The organism is Sphingobium yanoikuyae (assembly GCF_013001025.1).
GTDB classification, from domain to species: domain Bacteria; phylum Pseudomonadota; class Alphaproteobacteria; order Sphingomonadales; family Sphingomonadaceae; genus Sphingobium; species Sphingobium yanoikuyae_A.
This window is the reverse complement of the sequence record NZ_CP053021.1, coordinates 3018455-3038657: the sequence shown is the minus strand read 5'-3', so window position 1 is coordinate 3038657 and position 20203 is coordinate 3018455. Positions and strand designations below refer to the sequence as shown.

The 20203-nt window shown below is 65.0% G+C and carries 22 protein-coding genes; 18 read left to right on the top strand and 4 right to left on the bottom strand.

Annotated features, from left to right (window positions below):
* Positions 1-3 precede the first annotated feature (3 nt).
* Together HH800_RS14775 and HH800_RS14770 are read right to left on the bottom strand one after the other, a co-directional pair.
* A complete protein-coding gene (locus HH800_RS14775) occupies positions 4-690 on the bottom strand; it encodes a pentapeptide repeat-containing protein (RefSeq protein ID WP_169861527.1) in 687 nt (228 codons plus the stop codon).
* Between the two features lie 8 nt (positions 691-698).
* Positions 699-1847, bottom strand: coding sequence for a PQQ-dependent sugar dehydrogenase (locus HH800_RS14770; RefSeq protein ID WP_169861526.1), 1149 nt, complete (start codon positions 1845-1847; stop codon positions 699-701).
* A gap of 161 nt (positions 1848-2008) precedes the next feature.
* Here HH800_RS14770 and HH800_RS14765 point away from each other — a divergent pair, with 161 nt between their 5' ends.
* From HH800_RS14765 to rbfA, 10 genes are all read left to right on the top strand, one after another.
* On the top strand, positions 2009-3124 hold the full coding sequence (locus HH800_RS14765) for a GNAT family N-acetyltransferase (RefSeq protein ID WP_169861525.1): 1116 nt from the start codon (positions 2009-2011) through the stop codon (positions 3122-3124).
* Positions 3125-3147: 23 nt separating this feature from the next.
* Complete coding sequence (locus HH800_RS14760) at positions 3148-3966, top strand: proline dehydrogenase family protein (RefSeq protein WP_235681890.1); 819 nt, start codon at positions 3148-3150, stop codon at positions 3964-3966.
* A gap of 158 nt (positions 3967-4124) precedes the next feature.
* Positions 4125-4649: a ribosome maturation protein RimP gene (gene rimP, locus HH800_RS14755; protein ID WP_048937897.1), complete on the top strand. Its 525-nt coding sequence runs from the start codon at positions 4125-4127 to the stop codon at positions 4647-4649.
* 13 nt (positions 4650-4662) lie between these two features.
* The gene (gene nusA, locus HH800_RS14750) at positions 4663-6237 is read left to right on the top strand and encodes a transcription termination factor NusA (RefSeq protein ID WP_004211271.1); all 1575 of its coding nucleotides are present in this window, start codon (positions 4663-4665) and stop codon (positions 6235-6237) included.
* Between the two features lie 6 nt (positions 6238-6243).
* Complete coding sequence (locus HH800_RS14745; RefSeq protein WP_069336750.1) at positions 6244-6477, top strand: tautomerase family protein; 234 nt, start codon at positions 6244-6246, stop codon at positions 6475-6477.
* A 63-nt stretch (positions 6478-6540) separates the two neighbouring features.
* Positions 6541-7254, top strand: a complete 714-nt coding sequence (locus HH800_RS14740) for a DUF448 domain-containing protein (RefSeq protein ID WP_010337417.1) — start codon at positions 6541-6543, stop codon at positions 7252-7254.
* A 9-nt stretch (positions 7255-7263) separates the two neighbouring features.
* Positions 7264-9891, top strand: a complete 2628-nt coding sequence (infB, locus tag HH800_RS14735; RefSeq protein WP_125985155.1) for a translation initiation factor IF-2 — start codon at positions 7264-7266, stop codon at positions 9889-9891.
* Between the two features lie 79 nt (positions 9892-9970).
* Positions 9971-10222 carry a type II toxin-antitoxin system RelE family toxin gene (locus HH800_RS14730; protein ID WP_169861523.1) on the top strand — a complete coding sequence of 84 codons (252 nt, stop codon included), beginning with the start codon at positions 9971-9973 and terminating at the stop codon, positions 10220-10222.
* A complete protein-coding gene (locus HH800_RS14725) occupies positions 10219-10593 on the top strand; it encodes a helix-turn-helix domain-containing protein (protein ID WP_004211278.1) in 375 nt (124 codons plus the stop codon). The genes HH800_RS14730 and HH800_RS14725 overlap by 4 nt, the downstream gene beginning before the upstream one ends.
* Before the next feature lie 2 nt (positions 10594-10595).
* Positions 10596-10997: a 30S ribosome-binding factor RbfA gene (rbfA, locus tag HH800_RS14720; protein WP_169861522.1), complete on the top strand. Its 402-nt coding sequence runs from the start codon at positions 10596-10598 to the stop codon at positions 10995-10997.
* Between the two features lie 35 nt (positions 10998-11032).
* On the opposite strand, the gene HH800_RS14715 is transcribed toward rbfA, so the two are convergent.
* Complete coding sequence (locus HH800_RS14715) at positions 11033-11320, bottom strand: hypothetical protein (RefSeq protein ID WP_169861521.1); 288 nt, start codon at positions 11318-11320, stop codon at positions 11033-11035.
* Between the two features lie 135 nt (positions 11321-11455).
* Here HH800_RS14715 and HH800_RS14710 point away from each other — a divergent pair, with 135 nt between their 5' ends.
* The 3 genes from HH800_RS14710 to HH800_RS14700 are packed head-to-tail and all read left to right on the top strand — an operon-like array spanning position 11456 to position 13488.
* A complete protein-coding gene (locus HH800_RS14710; protein ID WP_169861520.1) occupies positions 11456-12352 on the top strand; it encodes an alpha/beta hydrolase family protein in 897 nt (298 codons plus the stop codon).
* A 9-nt stretch (positions 12353-12361) separates the two neighbouring features.
* The gene (locus HH800_RS14705; protein WP_169861519.1) at positions 12362-12940 is read left to right on the top strand and encodes a thymidine kinase; all 579 of its coding nucleotides are present in this window, start codon (positions 12362-12364) and stop codon (positions 12938-12940) included.
* The gene (locus HH800_RS14700; protein WP_169861518.1) at positions 12937-13488 is read left to right on the top strand and encodes a GNAT family N-acetyltransferase; all 552 of its coding nucleotides are present in this window, start codon (positions 12937-12939) and stop codon (positions 13486-13488) included. The genes HH800_RS14705 and HH800_RS14700 overlap by 4 nt, the downstream gene beginning before the upstream one ends.
* A gap of 3 nt (positions 13489-13491) precedes the next feature.
* Here the strand turns inward: HH800_RS14700 and HH800_RS14695 are convergent, their stop codons facing one another.
* Positions 13492-14187, bottom strand: coding sequence for an HAD family hydrolase (locus HH800_RS14695; protein ID WP_029547688.1), 696 nt, complete (start codon positions 14185-14187; stop codon positions 13492-13494).
* 111 nt (positions 14188-14298) lie between these two features.
* Here HH800_RS14695 and truB point away from each other — a divergent pair, with 111 nt between their 5' ends.
* The 5 genes from truB to HH800_RS14670 all read left to right on the top strand — a co-directional run bounded on the left by truB (position 14299) and on the right by HH800_RS14670 (position 20151).
* The gene (gene truB, locus HH800_RS14690; protein ID WP_169861517.1) at positions 14299-15324 is read left to right on the top strand and encodes a tRNA pseudouridine(55) synthase TruB; all 1026 of its coding nucleotides are present in this window, start codon (positions 14299-14301) and stop codon (positions 15322-15324) included.
* Between the two features lie 17 nt (positions 15325-15341).
* Entirely contained in the window at positions 15342-15611 is a 270-nt protein-coding gene (gene rpsO / locus HH800_RS14685; RefSeq protein WP_010337408.1) for a 30S ribosomal protein S15, read from the top strand.
* A 202-nt stretch (positions 15612-15813) separates the two neighbouring features.
* Positions 15814-18129: a polyribonucleotide nucleotidyltransferase gene (pnp, locus tag HH800_RS14680; RefSeq protein ID WP_169861516.1), complete on the top strand. Its 2316-nt coding sequence runs from the start codon at positions 15814-15816 to the stop codon at positions 18127-18129.
* Between the two features lie 146 nt (positions 18130-18275).
* Positions 18276-19295, top strand: a complete 1020-nt coding sequence (locus HH800_RS14675; RefSeq protein ID WP_169861515.1) for a sensor histidine kinase — start codon at positions 18276-18278, stop codon at positions 19293-19295.
* 67 nt (positions 19296-19362) lie between these two features.
* A complete protein-coding gene (locus tag HH800_RS14670) occupies positions 19363-20151 on the top strand; it encodes an outer membrane protein assembly factor BamD (RefSeq protein ID WP_037492082.1) in 789 nt (262 codons plus the stop codon).
* Positions 20152-20203 lie beyond the last annotated feature (52 nt).

Below are 20203 nucleotides of genomic sequence, written 5' to 3'. Positions count from 1 at the left end.
GGCTCAGCGGACCTTCAGCCCCAATTCGGCGAGCAGTTCGCCGGCCTGGTCGCGCGAGATGGTGGCGCCACGAAAGCGGCTGGCATCGCCCAGATGGACGCCGCCTATGTCCGCGCCGCGCAGGTCGGCGCCCTCGAACCGGGAGCCTTCCAGCATCGCCTCGCGCAGGCTGCAGCCTTCGAAACTGGCCATGCGGAAATCGCATTTGCGCAGGTCCGCCTGCGAAAAATCGATGCGGCTCAGTAGCTGCTTGCGGAAGGACAGGCCGGGCAGGCGCGCGTCGATCAGCAGGCATTCGGTCATGTCGATCTCCAGCGCGCGCAGGTCCGACAGGTCGGCGCCGGTCAGCTTGCACTGGGCCAGTCGCGCGCCCTCCAGCCGCGCCCGCCGCAATATGACATTGTTGAAATCGCATCCGGTCAGCACCGCGTCGGAGAGATCGCAGCCGGTGAAATTCGCGCCGCCGCCGCGGCAGCCCTGCCAGCGGGTGCGTTCCAGCGTGGCGCCGGCCAGATCGGCGTTGCGCAGGTTGCAGCGCTCGAACTGCCAACCGGTAAGGTCGAGCTGCGCCAGTTCCGCCGCTTCCAGGTCGCAGTCGATCAGGGCATGGGGCGTGCCCGCCAGCGCCATGATGTCGGCGCGCGCCAGTTGCTGCCCGTTGCGCGCGGGCAGGGCATCGATGTCGGTCATGCGGCTATCTATGCCTTGGGCGTCAGCTTGAGCAGGCGGCCCTGCGACTTGCCGCCATCCTCCAGCAGCCACAGCGCGCCGTCCGGCCCCTGTTCGACCTCGCGAATGCGGGCACCCATGTCCCACTGATCGGCCTTTTCCGCATTCTCGCCGTCCAGCTTTACCCGTACCAGCGACTGGCTCGACAGGCCGCCGATGAACAGCGATCCCTTCCATTGCGGGAACAGGTCGCCCGAATAATAGATCAGGCCGCCCGGCGAGATCACCGGATTCCACCAGACCTTCGGCGCCTCATAGCCGTCGCCAGGCTTGTGATCGGGAATGTCGCGGCCGTCATAATGATCGCCGTTCGACACGCGCGGATAGCCATAGTTGAGGCCGGGCTTGATCAAATTGACCTCGTCGCCGCCCTTGGGGCCCATTTCCTGTTCCCACAGGCGCCCGTCCTTGTCGAACGCGATGCCCAGCAGATTGCGATGGCCATAGGACCAGACCGCCGGGTTGAAGCCCTTGGCGCTGAGCGGATTGCCCGCCGCCGGCGTGCCGTCCAGATTGAGGCGTAGCACCTTGCCCAGGGTTGATTTGGGATCCTGCGCCGGCTCGAACTTCTGTCGCTCGCCATTGGTGAAGAAGAGATATTTGCCATCGGGCGAGAAGGCGATGCGGCCCGAATAATGGCCATTGCCCTCGACATAATCGCTGGCAAGGAAAATGACCTTCACGTCGGCCAGCCTGGTCGTGCCGTCGCTCGCCTGGTCGAAGATGCCGGTGGCCAGCGCCACGCCCTTGCCGCCGGCACGATCACCCTGGCCCACTTCGGAGAAGCTGAAATAGACCTTCTTGTCCTGCGCGAATGTGGGGGAGGGGACGATGTCCATCAGCGCGCCCTGGCCCTCGCTGTCGACCTTGGGGATGCCGGCGACCGGGATCTTGGTGCCGTTCTTCGGATCGAACAGGATCATCTCACCGGCCTTTTCGGTGATCAGCATCCGCCCGTCGGGCAGGAAGGTCATCGCCCAGGGCGATTCGAAATCGGCGATCACCGATGTCTTGAACGGCTTTTCCCCCGCGGTCGCACCGGCATTCTGGCCGGTCGCATCGTCGGCTGAACAGGCCAGCAGGGCGAGGGGGAGAGTGACGGCCATCACGCGCAGCATGGGAAACTCCTGTTATAATATTCGCGGGGGAAAGCCGATTTTCGGCGGGGGTTCCATGCCCGCATCCTCCACCGGATGCGGGCATGGATGCAAGCCTCATCGGCGATCGGCCGATTTCTTAAGCTTCTGCCGCTAGAGGACTGGGCGGCAAGAGGGGGAATATGGTGCTGCACGGCGTATCGGATTTCGATGCTGCGTGCGCGCAGGCAGGCGCCTTGCGCGTCGAGCCGCTATGCCTTGCCGACGCGCTGGATTCGACCGCGCTTGCCCGCGCCTGGGAAAGGCTGGAGGCGCGCGCCGACTGGCCGACCCAGACCCGCCTGTTCGCCGCCACGCTGAACGACCTGATTGCTGCCGGGCCGAGCCGCATCATGACGGTCTGGGCGGGCGCCGATCTGGTCGCGCTGCTGCCGCTGTGCCGCGATGGTGGCGCACTGGCCCGCTGGCGGATGATCGGCGCGCGCGAAACCTATGAGCCGGGCGACATGCTGTGCAACGGGACGGCGGCGGCCGATGCGCTGGCCGGCGCGATCGCGCGCCTGCCCCATCCGCTGCTGCTCGATCGCATCTCCGCCGGGTCGACCCTGATCCCCGCATTGGCGCGGGCGGTGCGGCGGCGTGGGCGGCTGGTCGTGCGGCCGGCCATGGCCTGTCCCCATATCGCGCTGGACGAGGGCTGGCGCGACCCGGAAAGCCGCTTCAACGCCGGTCGTCGCTCCGACTTCCGCCGCGCCCGGCGCAAGGCGGAAGGGTGCGGCCTGCTCCAGCATGAGACGCTGGCGCCGGACGCGGACAATTTCGACGCCCTGTTCGACGAGGCCGTCGCGGTCGAGGCGCTGGGCTGGAAGAGCGAGGCGGGCACCGCCATCGCCACCGATCCGCGTCAGGCAGCGATCTTCCGCGCCTTCTTCCGTGCGGTGGCGCAGCGCGGCGACCTGCGCATCTCCTTCCTGCGGATCGACGGCCGCGCCATCGCGATGCAGATGGCGGTGCTGTGGAACGGCCGCTACTGGCTGTTCAAGATCGGCCATGATGCCACCTTCAACGCCTGTTCGCCGGGCGGGCTGCTGATGCTCCATGCCATCGGCTGGGCGGCGCAAGCGCGGCTGCACAGTTTCGAATTTCTCGGCGTTGCCGAACCCTGGATTCGCAAGCTCTGGACCCAGACGGAGCATGACTGCGTCCAGTTGCGCACCTATCCCTATAATCTGCGCGGCGCGGCGGCCTTTGCGGCGGACGCTATTGTCTGGTCGCGGCAACGGCTGCTGCGGCGGTGAGGGGCGGGGCGGCCTGGCGCCTGTTGCGGGACACGCGTTATGCCCTGCCCGGTGCGCTGGGGCGGGTCATCCCGGCACCCGACGCCCCCCATGCCGTGGCGATCGCCCGGCAACAGGCCCGCGCCGGCGCTGCCACCACGATCGGCTATTTCGAAGGGGCGGGGGGTGATCCCTCGTCGATCATGGCCGCCTATGCGCGGGTGGCACAGCGGGCGCGCGGCCTGGACCTCAGCCTGTCGGTGAAGGCGCCGCCGCTGCGTTTCGATCCGGTCAGCCTGCGTGAACTGGCGCAGATTGCGCGCCAGTCCGGCCTGTCGCTGGTGTTCGACGCTCATGGCCCGCAGGATGCGGACGAGACGCTGGCGGCGGTCGAACGGCTGCTGCCCGACTTTCCCGATACCGGCATCGTCCTGCCCGCCCGTTGGCAGCGCAGTCAGGCCGACGCGGTCCGGCTGCGCGACAGCAGCGCGCCGGTCCGTATCGTGCGCGGGGAGTGGCCCGATCCGGCGGGCGATGCGGTCGATCCCGATGCCGCCTATCTGGCGCTGGTCGAAGCACTGGCCGGACGCGTGGCGCCGGTCGCGATCGCCACCCATCGCCCCGCGCTGGCCGACCGGGCGCTGGCCCTGCTGCGTAACGCCGGCACGCCGTGCAGCCTGGAACAGTTGCGGGGCCTTCCGGGCCGCCGCTGCCGGGCGGTGGCGCGGGGGCAGGGGGTGCCGGTGCGCCTCTATGTGCCGTTCGGTCCCGGCTGGATTCCCTATGCGCTGGACCGGGCGCTGGCCCGGCCCTATCTGCTGGCGTGGATATGGCGCGACTGGACAGGCCGCGCAGACCCCTGAAATAGCGCATTTTACGAAAGATGTTGCAGGTCATTGGCAACCTGCCTATATGGATATTGCTTCCTTACATCGTCACACATGTCAGGGTCGCAGGCACCAAGCCTGCGGCGGCAACAAGCAGCTATATATTTCTGGCCTATCTGATTTCTGGAGTATCCATGGCGGACATCGCCGAACTGACCGCATTGATCGAGCCCGAGGTAAAGGCCCTGGGGTTCGACCTCGTGCGCATCAAGCTGTTCGGATCGGGCGACGAATATACGCTGCAGATCATGGCCGAAGATCCGAAGACCAAGCAGTTGGTCATCGAGGATTGCGCCGCCATCTCGCGCCGCCTGTCCGACGTGATGGATGAAGTCGACCCGATCGAGGAAGCCTATCGTCTGGAAGTCAGCTCGCCCGGTATCGACCGGCCGCTGACCCGCCTGCACGATTTTCTCGAATGGGCGGGCCATGAAGCGAAGATTTCCGCGACCGAAGTGGTCGAGGGGCGCAAGAGCTTCCGTGGCATCCTCAAGGGCGTCGAGGGTGAGGATATCCTGTTCCAGGATGCCAAGGCCGGCGATGTCACCATCCCGTTCGCGCTGGTCGGCGATGCCAAGCTGATGCTGACCGATGCACTGATTTCTGCTACCATGCCGCTCTCCTCCGATGGGGCGGACGAGTTCGAAACCGAGGAATAAGGGTTTTATCGTCATGGCCAACGCCATTTCCGCCAATAAGGCCGAGCTGATCGCGATTGCCAACAGCGTCGCCAGCGAGAAGATGATCGACAAGGCGATCGTCATCGAGGCGATGGAAGATGCGATCCAGCGCGCCGCCCGTGCCCGTTACGGCGCCGAGAATGACATCCGTGCCAAGCTGGACCCGGACAGCGGCGACCTGCGCCTGTGGCGCGTCGTCGAAGTCGTCGAGGTGGTCGAGGATTATTTCAAGCAGGTCGACCTCAAGCAGGCCGCCAAGCTGAAGAAGGATGCCGTGGTCGGCGACTTCATCGTCGATCCGCTGCCCGCGATCGACCTGGGCCGTATCGACGCCCAGTCGGCCAAGCAGGTGATCTTCCAGAAGGTCCGCGACGCCGAGCGTGAACGTCAGTTCGACGAGTTTAAGGACCGCGTGGGTGAAATCATCACCGGCGTCGTCAAGTCGGTCGAATTCGGCCATGTCGTCGTCAATCTGGGCCGCGCCGAAGGCGTGATCCGCCGCGACCAGCAGATCCCGCGCGAAGTGGTTCGCGTTGGCGATCGCATCCGTTCGGTCGTGCTGAACGTGCGCCGCGAAAATCGCGGTCCGCAGATCTTCCTCAGCCGCGCGCACCCCGAATTCATGAAGAAGCTGTTCGCGCAGGAAGTGCCGGAAATCTATGATGGCGTCATCACCATCATGGCCGCCGCCCGCGATCCGGGTTCGCGCGCCAAGATCGGCGTCATCAGCCGTGACAGCAGCATCGATCCGGTCGGCGCCTGCGTCGGCATGAAGGGTAGCCGCGTCCAAGCCGTCGTGCAGGAAATGCAGGGCGAAAAGATCGACATCATCCCCTGGTCGGAAGATACCGCGACCTTCGTCGTCAACGCGCTGCAGCCGGCCCAGGTCGCCCGCGTCGTCATCGACGAGGAAGAAGAGCGCATCGAAGTCGTCGTGCCCGACGATCAGCTGTCGCTCGCCATCGGCCGCCGCGGCCAGAATGTCCGCCTCGCCAGCCAGCTGACCGGCAAGGCGATCGACATCATGACCGAGGCCGACGCCAGCGAGAAGCGCCAGAAGGAATTCGTCAGCCGTTCGGAAATGTTCCAGAACGAGCTGGACGTGGACGAGACGCTGTCGCAGCTGCTGGTCGCCGAAGGCTTTGGCGAGCTGGAAGAAGTCGCCTATGTCAGCGTCGAGGAACTGGCCGGGATCGAAGGCTTCGACGAGGATCTGGCTGCCGAGCTGCAGAGCCGTGCGCAGGAAGCGCTCGACCGTCGCGAACAGGCCGCCCGTGAAGAGCGTCAGGCGCTGGGCGTCGAGGACGCGCTGGCCGACATGCCGCACCTCACCGAAGCGATGCTGGTCACGCTCGGCAAGGCCGGCGTCAAGACGCTCGACGATCTCGCCGACCTCGCCACCGACGAACTGGTGCAGAAGAAGCGCGTCGACCAGCGTCGTCGCAAGTCGGACAGCGGCAATGAGGACAAGGGCGGCATCCTGGCCGCCTATGGTCTGAGCGACGAGCAGGGCAATGAGATCATCATGGCCGCCCGCGCCCATTGGTTCGAAGGCGAGGAAGCGTAAGCCAACATGCCTTTCGTCGACATCCGCCTGGCCGGTAGCGCGACTCGCGAGCAGAAAGCCGCGATCGTTGCTGACGTCACCCAGTCGCTCGTGGAGCGGCTGGGAAAGCCGGCGGCTGCCGTCCAGATCGTGATCTCGGAAGTCTCGACCGAAAATTATGCGGCCGGCGGTCAGTTGATCGCCGACCGTGCAATTTCTCCAGCCAGGGAGGACGCCAATGCTGCGGACACTCCCCGATGAGAGAATAAGCCTACTCGACAGCGTTGGTCTTGCCCTTTTGTCCGTTTTGGCGGAGGGGCGCGCATGACCGAACGCAAATGCATATTGAGCGGCGACCGCGCCGATCCCGAAACGCTGATCCGCCTGGCCATCGGCCCTGAAGGACAGGTGATGCCCGACGTCCGCGCCAAGGCGCCGGGCCGGGGCGCCTGGATCGGCGTGTCGCGGGCCGAACTGGAAACGGCGCTGGCCAAGGGCAAGCTCAAGGGTGCGCTCGCCCGCGCCTTCAAGGAAGGCGCTCTTGAAATTCCCGACAATCTTCCCGATCTGGTAGAGGCCGGGCTGCGGCAGGATCTGCTCAGCCGCCTGGGGCTGGAGGCTCGCGCCTCCATGCTGCTGACCGGATCGGAAAAGATCGACGTCGCATGCCGCAAGGGCATGGTGAAAATGCTGCTCCATGCCGCCGATGCGGGCACGGACGGCAATCGAAAACTGGACCAGGCCTTGCGCGTGGGACAGGAAGCGGAAGGCACGGATCTTGCGGGCATCGTCTTGCCTGTGGACCGGCACGCCCTATCTATGGCAATGGGGCGCGACAATGTCGTCCATATCGCGGTGACCGACTCGCGGGCGACAGTGCGCCTGCGTGCGGCTCTGGGCCGCTTGGAAAGCTATCTGGGATGCGCTACCGGGGCGCCGGTGCATGGCGAGCAGGACTCCGCCGATGCGCAGGCGCATGAGGCTGCATGGAATGATGCGTCGGCGGCTGCGCCGGCTGATGATGATGTGAAGGGTTAAACATAGTCGATGAGTGACAGCAACGAAGACAAGCCGGTTCTGGGCCGCAAGCCGCTGGGGATCAAGCGCACGGTCGAGTCCGGTCAGGTGCAGCAGCAGTTCAGCCATGGCCGCAAGAACACGGTCGTGGTTGAGGTGAAGCGGCGCCGCGTCCCCATGGGCAAGCCGGGTGAAAGCACCGGCGCTGCGCCCGCTGCTGCGCCCCAGGCTGATCCGACGCCGGCCGCGCCCGCAGCGCCGGCCGCACCCCGTCCCGCCGCGCCTGCGCCGCAGCAGCGCGCGCCGCAGCCCGCCCCCGTGCGCCAGGCGCCGCCGCAGAGCCTGATGTCGCGTCAGGAACTGCAGGCCAAGCTGCTGCGCGAGGCCGAGGAAGCCCGCATGGCCGCGCTGGAAGATGCGCGCCGCCGTGAGGATGCCGCACGCCTTGCCGCCAGCGAGGAAGAAAAGCGCCGCGCCGAGGAAAATCGCCAGGCTGCCGAAAATGCCGAGGTCGAGGCCGCCAAGGCTGCCGAAGCCGCCGAGCAGGCCAAGGTTGCCGAAGCCGCCAAGCCGGCTGCGCCGGTCGAAGCGCCGGCCGCGCCGGCTGCTGCAGCCGAGCCTGCCGCTGCCGCTCCGGCCGCGCCCGCCGCACCGGCGACCACCAGCTCGACCATGCCGCCGCCGCGCCGCTTCACCCCGGTCGCGCCGGTCAAGCGCCCCGAACCGGCGAAGCCCGATCGTGCCAAGCGCAACGATGACAATCGCCGCCAGTCCGGCAAGCTGACCGTCACCCGCGCGCTTGCGGACGACGACAGCGCCCGTGCCCGCAGCCTCGCCGCGCTCAAGCGCGCTCGCGAGAAGGAACGTCGTGCCCATTATTCGGGCGGCAGCCAGCCGCGCGAGAAGCAGAGCCGCGACGTCGTGGTGCCCGAAAGCATCACTGTGCAGGAACTGGCCAACCGTATGGCCGAAAAGGGCGCGGACCTGGTCAAGGCCCTGTTCAAGATGGGCACGGCCGTCACGCTCAACCAGCCGATCGATCAGGATACGGCGGAGCTGCTGGTCGAGGAATTCGGCCACCGCATCCAGCGCGTGTCGGATGCCGACGTCGAAATCGGCATGGAAGGTGAGGCTGACGCACCCGAAACGCTCAAGCCGCGTGCCCCGGTCGTGACGATCATGGGCCATGTCGACCATGGCAAGACCTCGCTGCTCGACGCGCTGCGCGGCACCGACGTGGTGGCCGGCGAAAGCGGCGGCATCACCCAGCATATCGGCGCCTATCAGGTGAAGACGAAGAGCGGTGATCTCATCACCTTCCTCGACACGCCGGGCCACGAAGCCTTCTCGGAAATGCGTGCCCGTGGCGCCAACGTCACCGACATCGTCATCCTCGTGGTGGCGGCCGATGACGGCCTGATGCCGCAGACGATCGAAGCCATCAACCACACCAAGGCTGCCGGCGTGCCGATGATCGTCGCGATCAACAAGTGCGACAAGCCCGACGCCAACCCGCAGAAGGTGCGTGAGCGCCTGCTGAGCGAGGAAATCGTGGTCGAGGACATGGGCGGTGACGTCCAGGACGTCGAAGTGTCGGCGCTCAAGAAGACCGGCCTTGACGAACTGATCACCAAGATCCTGCTCCAGGCCGAGGTCATGGAACTGACCGCCAACCCCGATCGCGACGCCGAAGGCAATGTGATCGAGGCCCAGCTCGACAAGGGCCGTGGTGCGGTTGCGACCGTGCTGGTCCGCAAGGGCACGCTGAAGATCGGTGACACCTTCGTCATCGGTTCGGAAAGCGGCAAGGTCCGCGCGATGATCAACGACAAGGGCCAGCAGGTTAAGGTCGCTGGTCCCTCGACCCCGGTCGAGGTTCTGGGTCTGTCGGGCGTGCCGATGGCCGGTGACCAGCTCACCGTCGTCGAGAATGAAGCCCGCGCCCGTGAAGTCGCTGCCTATCGTCAGGAACAGGCGACCAAGAAGCGCACCACGGCTGCCCCGACCAGCTTCGAGCATATGTTCTCGGCGCTGAACACCAAGGTCATCGAATATCCGGTGGTGGTGAAGGGCGACGTGCAGGGTTCGGTCGAAGCGATCGTGTCCTCGCTCAACCGTATCTCGACCGACGAGATCAAGGTCCGCATCCTGCATTCGGGTGTCGGCGCGATCACCGAAAGCGACGTCACGCTGGCCGCTGCCAGCCGCGCGCCGCTGATCGGCTTCAACGTCCGTCCCAATGCCAAGGCCCGTCAGCTCGCCGAGCGTGAGAAGATCAGCCTGCGTTACTATGACGTGATCTACGACCTGCTTGAGGAAGTTCGCGGCGAAATGGCTGGCCAGCTCGCCCCCGAACGGATCGAGACGATCGTCGGCCGCGCCGAGGTGCTGCAGGTCTTCCCGGCCGGCAAGAAGGACAAGGCCGCCGGTCTGCTCGTCCTCGACGGCATCATCCGCAAGGGTCTGGCCGCGCGCCTCACCCGCGACGATGTCATCGTGTCGCGCACCAACATCGCGTCGCTGCGTCGCTTCAAGGACGATGTCTCCGAAGTCCGCGCCGGCATGGAGTGCGGTGCGGTCCTGCAGGACACCAACGACATCAAGCCGGGCGACACGCTCGAACTGTTCGAAGTCGAAGAGCGCGCACGCACGCTGTGAGTTACAGAAGGCCGGTCGAGGAATTTAGCTGTGAGCTAAATTTCTTGACCGGCCTTTGCCGTGCCTATAATTTGCGGATGTGGATATCCGCTTCTCGAAGACGGCGATGAGAGCGCTGCTGCGATCGAACAAGCGAACGCTTATTCGGCAGAAGATTGACGAGTTGGCGAACGATCCCGCATCGCTGGAAGCCAATGTGAAGCGTCTTCAGGGGCGCCCGGAATATCGCTTGCGGGTTCAGGACTGGCGCGTGATTTTCCGTATCGATCAGGATATCCTCTGGATTGACGATATAGCGCCGCGCGGATCGGCTTATGAGGTGAACCCATGACCGTTCAGATTGTCGAGATCGCGGGCCAGAAGATCGCGATGCTGCCGATTGAGGATTATCAACGGCTTGTCGAGATCGCGGAGGATAAGGCTGACATGGTAGCAGCTGCAGAGGCTGAGGCGCGCCGCGATGGGGGCGAGGAATATCTTCCCGCGAAAGTGGTCGATGGAATGATGGCCGGGGAAAGCCCTTTACGCGCATGGCGAAAACATCGGGGCTTAACGCTGAAAGTTTTGGCGGAACGGGTGGGCTCGACACATGCCCATCTCAGTAATGTAGAACGCAATAAGAGAAGCGCGAATGTGGAACTCTGGCGCAAGCTGGCCATGGAGTTGAATGTTTCGCTCGACGATATGTTTTTTAAGGTCTGACTATGGCTCAACAACAATCCGAAGGTCCCTCTGTCCGCCTGCTGCGCGTCGGCGAACAGGTGCGCCATGTCCTTTCCGACATTCTCCAGCGCGGCGACGTGCATGACGATGTGCTGAGCCAGCATGTGGTCAGCGTCACCGAAGTGCGCATGTCGCCCGACCTGCGCCACGCCACCGTCTTCATCAAGTCGCTGCTCGGCAAGGATGAGGAAGCGGTGCTCAAGGCGCTGCGCACCAACACCGCCTATCTCCAGCGCGAAGTCGCGCACCGCATCCGCCTCAAATATGCGGCGAGGCTCAAATTCCTGTCGGACGAGAGCTTCGACGAGGGCAGCCATATCGACAAGCTGCTCCGCGACCCCAAGGTCGCCCGCGACCTGGAGCAGGATGAGAGCGAAGATTGAAGGGCTGGCCCCCGGAGCGCTATTCCGGGGGAGGACTAGGCCATGGCTGCGATGGAATTTTGAGCGCGTAAACGTGCGATCGCCTCGTCGGGCGTTTTACCTGTAGCAATCCAGGCCGGATGCGCCTGCCAGAACGCAGCTGCCTCCAGGTCATTACCGCTGGGGCCGTGGCTCATGATCCAGCCTATCCGCGAAGCCTGCTCGCAGGAGTGATCGCCCTCGGCCAGTGCAAGCCATGCCCCGCCACTATAGGCACCGCTATATCGGTCCTGCACGAGGACGATGGGATAGAGGCAGGCTTCACTGGCTTGCGCGGTCGCCATGTGTTTGCTCCAGCAATTGTGTGACGCATCTTGCCATATCTTGTCCGGTCGCGGAATGTTTCCAGCGTCGACGCGACGGTGCCGCAGCGCTAACAGCGTCTTTCCCGGAACCGGAAGATCAAGAGGGGCAAACGCATGAAGATGAGCGGGATAATCAGTATGGCCGCCTTGGCATTGGCTACGCCCGCCATCGCCCGCGAACCCGCCACCCATCCTGCCGTCACCACCGATCCCGCGCCCGACGCCGCCAACCCGGCGCGGATGGATGCGTTCGTCATTCCCTCGGGCGAGGGGGCGATGAATGCGGTCATGTATGTCGCGGCGGGCAGCGGCGTGCATCCGACCCTGCTGCTGCTCCACGGCTTTCCGGGCAATGAGCAGAATCTGGACCTGGCCCAGGCCGCGCGCCGCGCCGGCTGGAATGTCCTGACCCTCCATTATCGCGGATCATGGGGCAGCCCCGGCATCTTTTCCTTCACCAACGCGGCGGAGGATGCGTTCAACGCGCTGCTGTTCCTGGAGGAAGCGTCGACCGTCGCCAAATATCGCATCGACACCAGCGCGATCGTGGTCGCCGGGCACAGCATGGGCGGCTTCATGGCGGCGGAGGCAGCGGCCGCAGAACCGCGCGTCGCCGGGCTGTTCCTGATCGATCCCTGGGATCCGGCCCAGACTGTCGCGTCGCTGGCGACGCCACAGGGCGAGGCGGGTTGGAAGGCGGAGGTGGCGGGCGATCTGCCGCCGCTCGCCGGTGCCAGCTATGAAAGCCTGACCGCCGAGATCAAGGGCGACGGCCAGAAGTTCGACCTCGGCCGCAAGCTGGTCGGCTATGGCCGTCGGCCGCTGACCATCATCGGTGCGGAACGCGGCATCGGCGCGATGGCGCGCAAGGTCGGGGCGGACGCCCAGTCGGCCAATCCCAACACCCGCCTGATGGTCTGGCCGACCGATCACAGCTTCTCCGACAAGCGGATCGCGCTCGCCGATGCGTTGGTGCGTTTCCTGGCTGGCGTTGCGCCCACGCTGCGTTAAAGCGCGGCCATGGCGAAGCTCTATTTCTATTATAGCTCGATGAATGCGGGCAAATCGACGACCCTGCTGCAATCGAGCTTCAACTATCAGGAACGCGGCATGGCGACGATGCTGTGGACTGCGGCGGTCGACGATCGTTTCGGCCATGGCCGGATCGCCTCGCGCATCGGGCTGGAGGCGCGGGCGCATCTGTTCGAGCCGGGCGTCGATATGCTCGCCGCCATCGCCGCCCAGCATGACGCGACGCCGCTCTCCTGCGTGCTGGTGGATGAGGCGCAGTTCCTGACCCGCGATCAGGTCTGGCAACTCGCGGCGGTCAGCGACAGCCTCGGCATTCCTGTCCTCTGCTATGGCCTGCGCACCGATTTCCAGGGGGAGTTGTTCGAGGGCAGCGCCCATCTGCTGGGCCTGGCCGACGCGCTGACCGAGATCAAGACGGTGTGCGACTGCGGCCGCAAGGCGACGATGAACCTGCGCGTCGATGCGTCGGGCCGGGCGATCCGCCAGGGCGCCCAGACGGAGATTGGCGGCAATGACCGTTATGTCGCGCTGTGCCGTCGCCATTTTGTCGAGCAGATGCGCGGATGAGCCGGATGGAGGATCTGCTGGCGCCGATCGACGCGCCCGGCCTTCATCTGGAGCAGTTGGCCGACCATCATCGCGAGGCGTTGCGCGCCATCTGCCCGATCGACGATCCGGTGTGGGAGATTTATCCCAACCATCTCGCCGGGGCGGATTTCGACCCGACCTTCGACGCGATCCTGGCGACGCCCAATCGCTACACGTTTCTCATTCTGGCCGCTGGCGAGCCGGTCGGCATGTCGGGCTATCTCAATGTCGATGCTGCGCATAATGGGCTGGAACTTGGCGGCACCTATATGACGCCGGCGGTGCGCGGCACCGGGCTGAATGGCCGCATCAAGCCGCTGCTGCTCGACCGCGCCTTTGCCTGTGGCTTCACCCGCGTCCAGTTCTGCATCGACGCGCGCAACATCCGCTCGCAAAAGGCGGTGGAGAAGCTGGGCGCCGTGCGCGAAGGCGTGCTGCGCAAGCAGCGCATCACCTGGACTGGCCATGTCCGCGACACGGTGATCTACTCGATCCTCGCCGACGAATGGGCTGCCCGCGCCGCCTGAGCTTCAGTTGATGCCGGCAATCCAGTCCGGCAATTCGCCCAGCCGTTCGAGCTGGGTATAGCGCGCCGCGCCGATCGGCGGCTGCGCCCGCTCATGCGACCAGGCGCCCTCCTGCGGGATGAACGCCGCCCACGCCCCGGCCTCCAGCGCCGGCAATATGTCCGACCGCATCGAATCCCCGGCCATCACCGCCTGTTCGGGGGCGATGCCATGGCGGACGAACAGGGTGCGGAAAGTATCGACCTTCTTGTCGCTGACGATCTCGATCCCGGAAAACAGGTCGCCCAGGCCCGACGCCGCCAGCTTGCTTTCCTGGTGCAGCAGATCGCCCTTGGTCACCAGTACCAGCGGGCCGATGTCCGCCAGCCGCTCCAGCGTCTCCTCCACCCCGTCGAACAGCTCGACCGGATGGGCCAGTAGCGCGCGGCCTGCCGCCAATATGTCCTGGATCATCGCGGTCGACAGTTGATCGCCGGCCAGTTCCACCGCCGCCTCGATCATCGAGAGAGTGAAGCCCTTGGCGCCATAGCCATAGAGCGGCAGGTTGCGGATCTCGCAGGCGATCAGCCGCTCGCGCGTCACATCGACATCGGCAAAGGGCTGCAACATGTCGGTCAGCGCGTCCTGGGTCGCGTTGAAATGGCGCATATTGTGCCACAGCGTGTCGTCGGCATCGAGGCAGATGAGCTTGATCGTCATGGCGCCGGAATAGCCGAGCGCGATGGGCAGTGAAATGCCCTTATCGGGTGGATGTTCGGAAAGGACGATGGAAGGTGACATGTCGGGGCAGGGGGGGTAAGGCCCGCCGCCATGCACGGTTGGCTTATCCTCGACAAACCCCATGGCCTTGGCTCGACCCAGGCGGTCAGCGCAGTGAAGCGCGCGCTGCGGACCCAGCGCGAGGTTCTGGGCGGCACGGAGAAATGGAAGGTCGGCCATGGCGGCACGCTCGATCCGCTGGCGACCGGGGTGCTGCCGATCGCGATCGGCGAGGCGACCAAGCTGGCCGGCCGGATGCTCGACAGCGACAAGATCTACGACTTCACCATCGCCTTCGGCGCACAGACCGACACGCTCGACCTGGAGGGCAAGGTCATCGCGCAAAGCGAGGTGCGCCCGACGCTGGCACAGTTGGAGGCGGTGCTGCCGCGCTTCACCGGTCCGATCGAACAGGCGCCGCCGGCCTATAGCGCGATCCTGATCGACGGCCAGCGCGCCTATGACCTCGCCCGCAAGGGGGAGCAGGTGGAGATGAAGACGCGATCGGTGACGATCCATGAACTATTCCTCCCCGGAACGGGGAGGGGGACCGCGTCGCGCAGCGACGGGGTGGAGGGGCAGGCGCCGCTGGATATGGCTTTGGATGGGCAGGATAGGGGGGGCGTGCCCCTCCACCATGCTTCGCATGGTCCCCCTCCCCGTGCCGGGGAGGAATTGGCCACCGTCACCCTCACCGCCCACGTCTCCAAGGGCACCTATATCCGCTCCCTCGCCCGCGACATCGCGCTGGCGCTCGGCACGGTCGGCCATGTCACCATGTTGCGGCGGATCAAGGCCGGGCCCTTCACCCTGGAAACCGCGATTTCGCTGGACAAACTGGACGAAGCTGCTAGGGGCGGCGACATCGGCGAGCTTATGCTCCCGTTGACGGCAGGGCTGGACGATATCCCGGCTCTTGCAGTCTCTCCCGATGAAGCATTGGCACTCCGACAGGGGAAGATGCTCATGGGGAAACCGCACACCGGTCTCCTGCTGGCGATGTTGGGCGATACGCCCGTCGCGCTGGTGGAGTCCAGTGGCCCGGAGATCCGGGTGGTGCGCGGCTTCAATCTCTAGATACGAAAGGAAGCCCGATGTCGATCACTGCAGAGCGCAAGGAAGCGCTGATCAAGGAACATGCCCGCGTCGAAGGCGACACCGGTTCGCCGGAAGTCCAGGTTGCGATCCTGTCGGAGCGCATCTCGAACCTGACCGAGCATTTCAAGGGTCACCACAAGGATAACCACAGCCGTCGCGGCCTGCTGATGCTGGTCAACAAGCGTCGTTCGCTGCTGGACTATCTGAAGAAGAAGGATGCGGCTCGCTACACCGACCTCATCACCAAGCTGGGCCTGCGTAAGTAAGCCTGCTAATAAGGGACGGCCCCATTCGGGGCCGTTTCCGATTCTAACTGACGTCCTTTTGGGGATGTCATTCGGGACGGGCGCAATCCGGCGCCCCGTTTCGTTTCAGGGGCCACACGATGCTCCACAACCGCCGCGGACCGGTTTCGTCCGCATATGAGGCCCCGCCCGGCAATAGGGCCAGGTGGGCAAAGGAACATATATGTTCGATGTAAAGAAAGTTTCGATCGAGCTGGCCGGCAAGACGCTGACCCTCGAAACCGGCCGGATCGCGCGTCAGGCCGACGCCGCCGTGCTGGCAACCTATGGCGAAACCGTGGTGCTGTGCGCCGTGACCGCCGCCAAGTCGGTGAAGGACGGCCAGGACTTCTTCCCGCTGACCGTTCACTATCAGGAAAAATATTCGGCCGCCGGCCGCATTCCGGGTGGTTTCTTCAAGCGTGAGCGTGGCGCCACCGAGAAGGAAACCCTGGTTTCGCGCCTGATCGACCGTCCGATCCGTCCGCTCTTCCCCGAAGGCTTCTACAACGAAATCAACGTCATCGCCCAGGTGATGTCGTTCGATGGCGAGAGCGAACCCGACATCGTCGCGATGATCGCTGCTTCCGCTGCCCTGACCCTGTCGGGCGTGCCCTTCATGGGCCCGATCGGCGCTGCCCGCGTCGGTTACAAGGATGGCGAATATCAGCTGAACCCGTCGCTGGACGAAGTGAAGACCGGCGAACTCGACCTGGTCGTCGCTGCCACCAGCAACGCCGTGATGATGGTCGAATCCGAAGCCAAGGAACTGTCGGAAGACGTCATGCTCGGCGCCGTCCTGTTCGCCCATGAAGCGAGCAAGAAGGTCGTCGACGCGATCATCCAGCTGGCCGAAAAGGCCGCCAAGGATCCGTGGGAAATGGCCAAGGGCGACGATCTCGGCGTGCTGAAGGGCAAGCTCAAGGATCTGATCGGTGGCGACATCGCCGCCGCCTACAAGCTGACCGACAAGTCGGCCCGCTCGAATGCCCTGAACGAAGCCCGCGCCAAGGCGAAGGCGATGTTCGCGGAAGACGGCCTCGACGCCCAGACCGTGATGGCCGGCATCAAGCTGACCAAGAAGCTGGAAGCCGAGATCGTGCGCGGCGCCATCCTGAAGGACGGCCAGCGCATCGACGGCCGCACCACCACCCAGATCCGTCCGATCGAGGCGATGGTCGGCTTCCTGCCGCGCACCCATGGTTCGGCCCTGTTCACCCGTGGCGAGACGCAGGCGATCTGCACCACCACGCTGGGCACCAAGGACGCCGAGCAGATGATCGACGGCCTGACCGGCCTGCACTATGAAAACTTCATGCTGCACTACAACTTCCCGCCCTATTCGGTCGGTGAAGTGGGCCGCTTCGGTGCGCCGGGTCGTCGTGAAGTCGGCCATGGCAAGCTCGCCTGGCGCGCGCTGCACCCGGTGCTGCCGACCAAGGACGAATTCCCCTACACCATCCGCGTTCTCTCGGACATCACCGAGTCGAACGGTTCCTCGTCGATGGCCACCGTCTGCGGTGGTTCGCTCTCGATGATGGACGCGGGCGTTCCGCTCAAGCGTCCGGTGTCGGGCATCGCCATGGGCCTGATCCTGGAAGGCAGCGACTTCGCCGTCATCTCGGACATCCTGGGCGACGAGGATCACCTCGGCGACATGGACTTCAAGGTGGCTGGCACGGAAGCCGGCATCACCACCATGCAGATGGACATCAAGGTTGCCGGCATCACGCAGGAAATCTTCGAGACCGCCCTGCGCCAGGCCAAGGAAGGTCGCGCCCACATCCTGGGTGAGATGAACAAGGCCCTGTCCTCGACCCGCACCGAACTGTCGGCACACGCTCCGCGCATCGAGACGATCCAGATCGACAAGTCGAAGATCCGTGACGTCATCGGCACCGGCGGCAAGGTCATCCGCGAGATCGTCGCCGAAACCGGCGCCAAGGTCGACATCGACGACGAAGGCATCATCAAGATTTCGTCGTCCGACACCGCCCAGATCGAAGCTGCCAAGAAGTGGATTCTGGGCATTGTCGAGGAAGCGGAAGTCGGCAAGATCTACACCGGCAAGGTCGTCAACATCGTCGACTTCGGTGCGTTCGTGAACTTCATGGGTGGCAAGGACGGCCTCGTCCACGTCAGCGAAATGAAGAATGAGCGCGTCGAAAAGCCGACCGACGTCGTGTCGGAAGGCCAGGAAGTGAAGGTCAAGGTTCTCGAGATCGATCCGCGCGGCAAGGTTCGCCTGTCGATGCGCGTCGTCGACCAGGAAACCGGCGAGGAACTGGAAGACACCCGTCCGGCCCGCGAACCGCGTGAACCGCGCGGCGACCGTGGTGATCGCGGCGATCGTGGTCGCGGCCCGCGCCGTGACGGCGGCGACCGTGGTGGTCGTGGTGGCGATCGTGGCCCGCGCCGCGACCGTGGCCCGCGCAGCGAAGGCAAGGGCGACGATGACGGCTCCAACGCCGGCCTGCCCGACTTCCTGACCCAGGACTGATCGGCAGCATCATCGCTGACAGGAAAAGGGGGCGTCCGGTTCTACCGGGCGCCCTTTTTCGTGACGAATCCCGTCAGGGCTGATTTCGATCAAGGCGCGGGGGGCGACATCTGATACGGTCGCGTCACGGTTCTGGGGGAATGTCCATGCAACGCAGGAATGAGCGGTTTGTCGAGCGCCTGCCGCTCGTGCTTCCAAGACCGGTCTATGGCTATGCCCTGAGCCTGTTGCTCTGCATGCTCGCCTGGCTGGCGCGTGTCGCAGCGGAAACGCTGCTGCCGGTCGGCTATCCCTTCGTCACCTTCTTCCCGGCGGTCATCCTCTCCTCCTTCCTGTTCGGGGTGCGGCCGGGCATCTTCGCCGCCATCATCGGCGGGCTGCTGTCCTGGTATTGCTTCATCCCGCCCTTCTATGCGCTGGCCTTCAACCCCGGCGTCGCCATGGCGCTGATCTTCTACACGATGGTCGTGGCCGTCGACATATTGCTCATCCACTTCATGCAGCGCGCCAATTTCAACCTGGCGGTGGAACGGGAGCGCAGCCGCGCCCTGGCCGAGAATCGCGAATTATTGTTCCGCGAACTCCAGCACCGCGTGTCGAACAATCTTCAGGTGGTGGCCGCCATGCTCTCGCTCCAGCGGCGCCAGATCGACAATGATGTCGCCCGTCGCGCGCTGGACGATGCCGCCGCCCGCCTCGCCCTGATCGGCAAGATCAGCCGCGCCCTCTATGATCCCTCGGGGCAGGGGCAGGAACTGCGCGCCTTCATGGTCATGCTCTGCGCCGATATCGTCGATGCGTCGGGCCGCACCGATATCGATTGCACCATCTGCGCGCCCGATGGCCTGTCGCTCGAACCCGATGTCATCGTGCCGCTGGCGCTGATCGTGGCGGAATCGGTCAGCAACGCGATCGAACATGGCCTGCCCGATCGCGCCGGGCGGGTGGCGGTGACGCTGGAGCAGCAGGCGGACGGCGCGCTTCACCTGCGCGTCGTCGACGATGGGCGCGGCCTGCCGGACGGGACCATGCCCGACGGGCCGACCAGCATCGGCCTGCGCATCGCCGTCGCGCTGGCGCAGCAGCTTGGCGGCCGCTTCCGGCTGGAACCCGCGCCGGATGGCGGCGCCATGGCCTGCCTCGACCTGCCGCAACAGACGCGCTGACACGGCTTAACGTTCTGCAACATTCTGGCGCTTGGCGACGGCGATCCGCTCGGCTATGACCCGGCGCATGCTGACGAAAACCCTGACGCGCATCGGCGCGGCCACCACTCTGGTCCTGATCGCCTCGCCTGTGCTGACCGGCTGCTCCACATCGAAGAACAAGGCCGACACCCTCTACGTCGCCCGTGACGTGTCGACCCTCTACAACAGCGGCAAGGCCCGCCTCGATCGCGGCCAGTACAAGCTCGCCGCCGCACTGTTCGATGAGGTCGAGCGCCAGCATCCCTATTCGCCCTGGGCGCGCCGCGCGCAGCTCATGTCGGCGTTCAGCTATTATATGAACCGCGACTATCCGGAATCGATCGCGGCCTCGCAGCGCTTCCTGTCGATCCACACCGGCAACAAGGACGCGCCCTACGCTTATTATCTGATCGCGCTGTGCTATTATGAGCAGATTGCCGATGTCACCCGCGACCAGAAGATCACGCAGCAGGCGATGGATGCGCTGGGCGAACTGATCCGCCGCTATCCCGACACCCGCTATGCCGCCGACGCCCGTCTGAAGGTCGACCTGGTGAATGACCACCTTGCCGGCAAGGAAATGGAACTGGGCCGCTTCTACCAGCGCCGGGGCCAGTGGCTCGCCGCCACGCTGCGCTTCCGCACCGTGATCGACAAGTTCCAGACCACCACCCACACGCCCGAAGCGCTGGAGCGTCTGGTTGAATCCTATCTCTCGCTCGGCATCCCGGCCGAAGCGCAGAAGGCCGCCGCTGTGCTGGGCCGCAACTATCCCGGCACCAAATGGTATGAACGCAGCTACAAGCTGATGCAGCAGCATCCGGTCAAGAGCTGAGGCGCACGCTTTATTTGTTCCCCTTTTGTGCGATGGCAGGTAGACAGGCGCC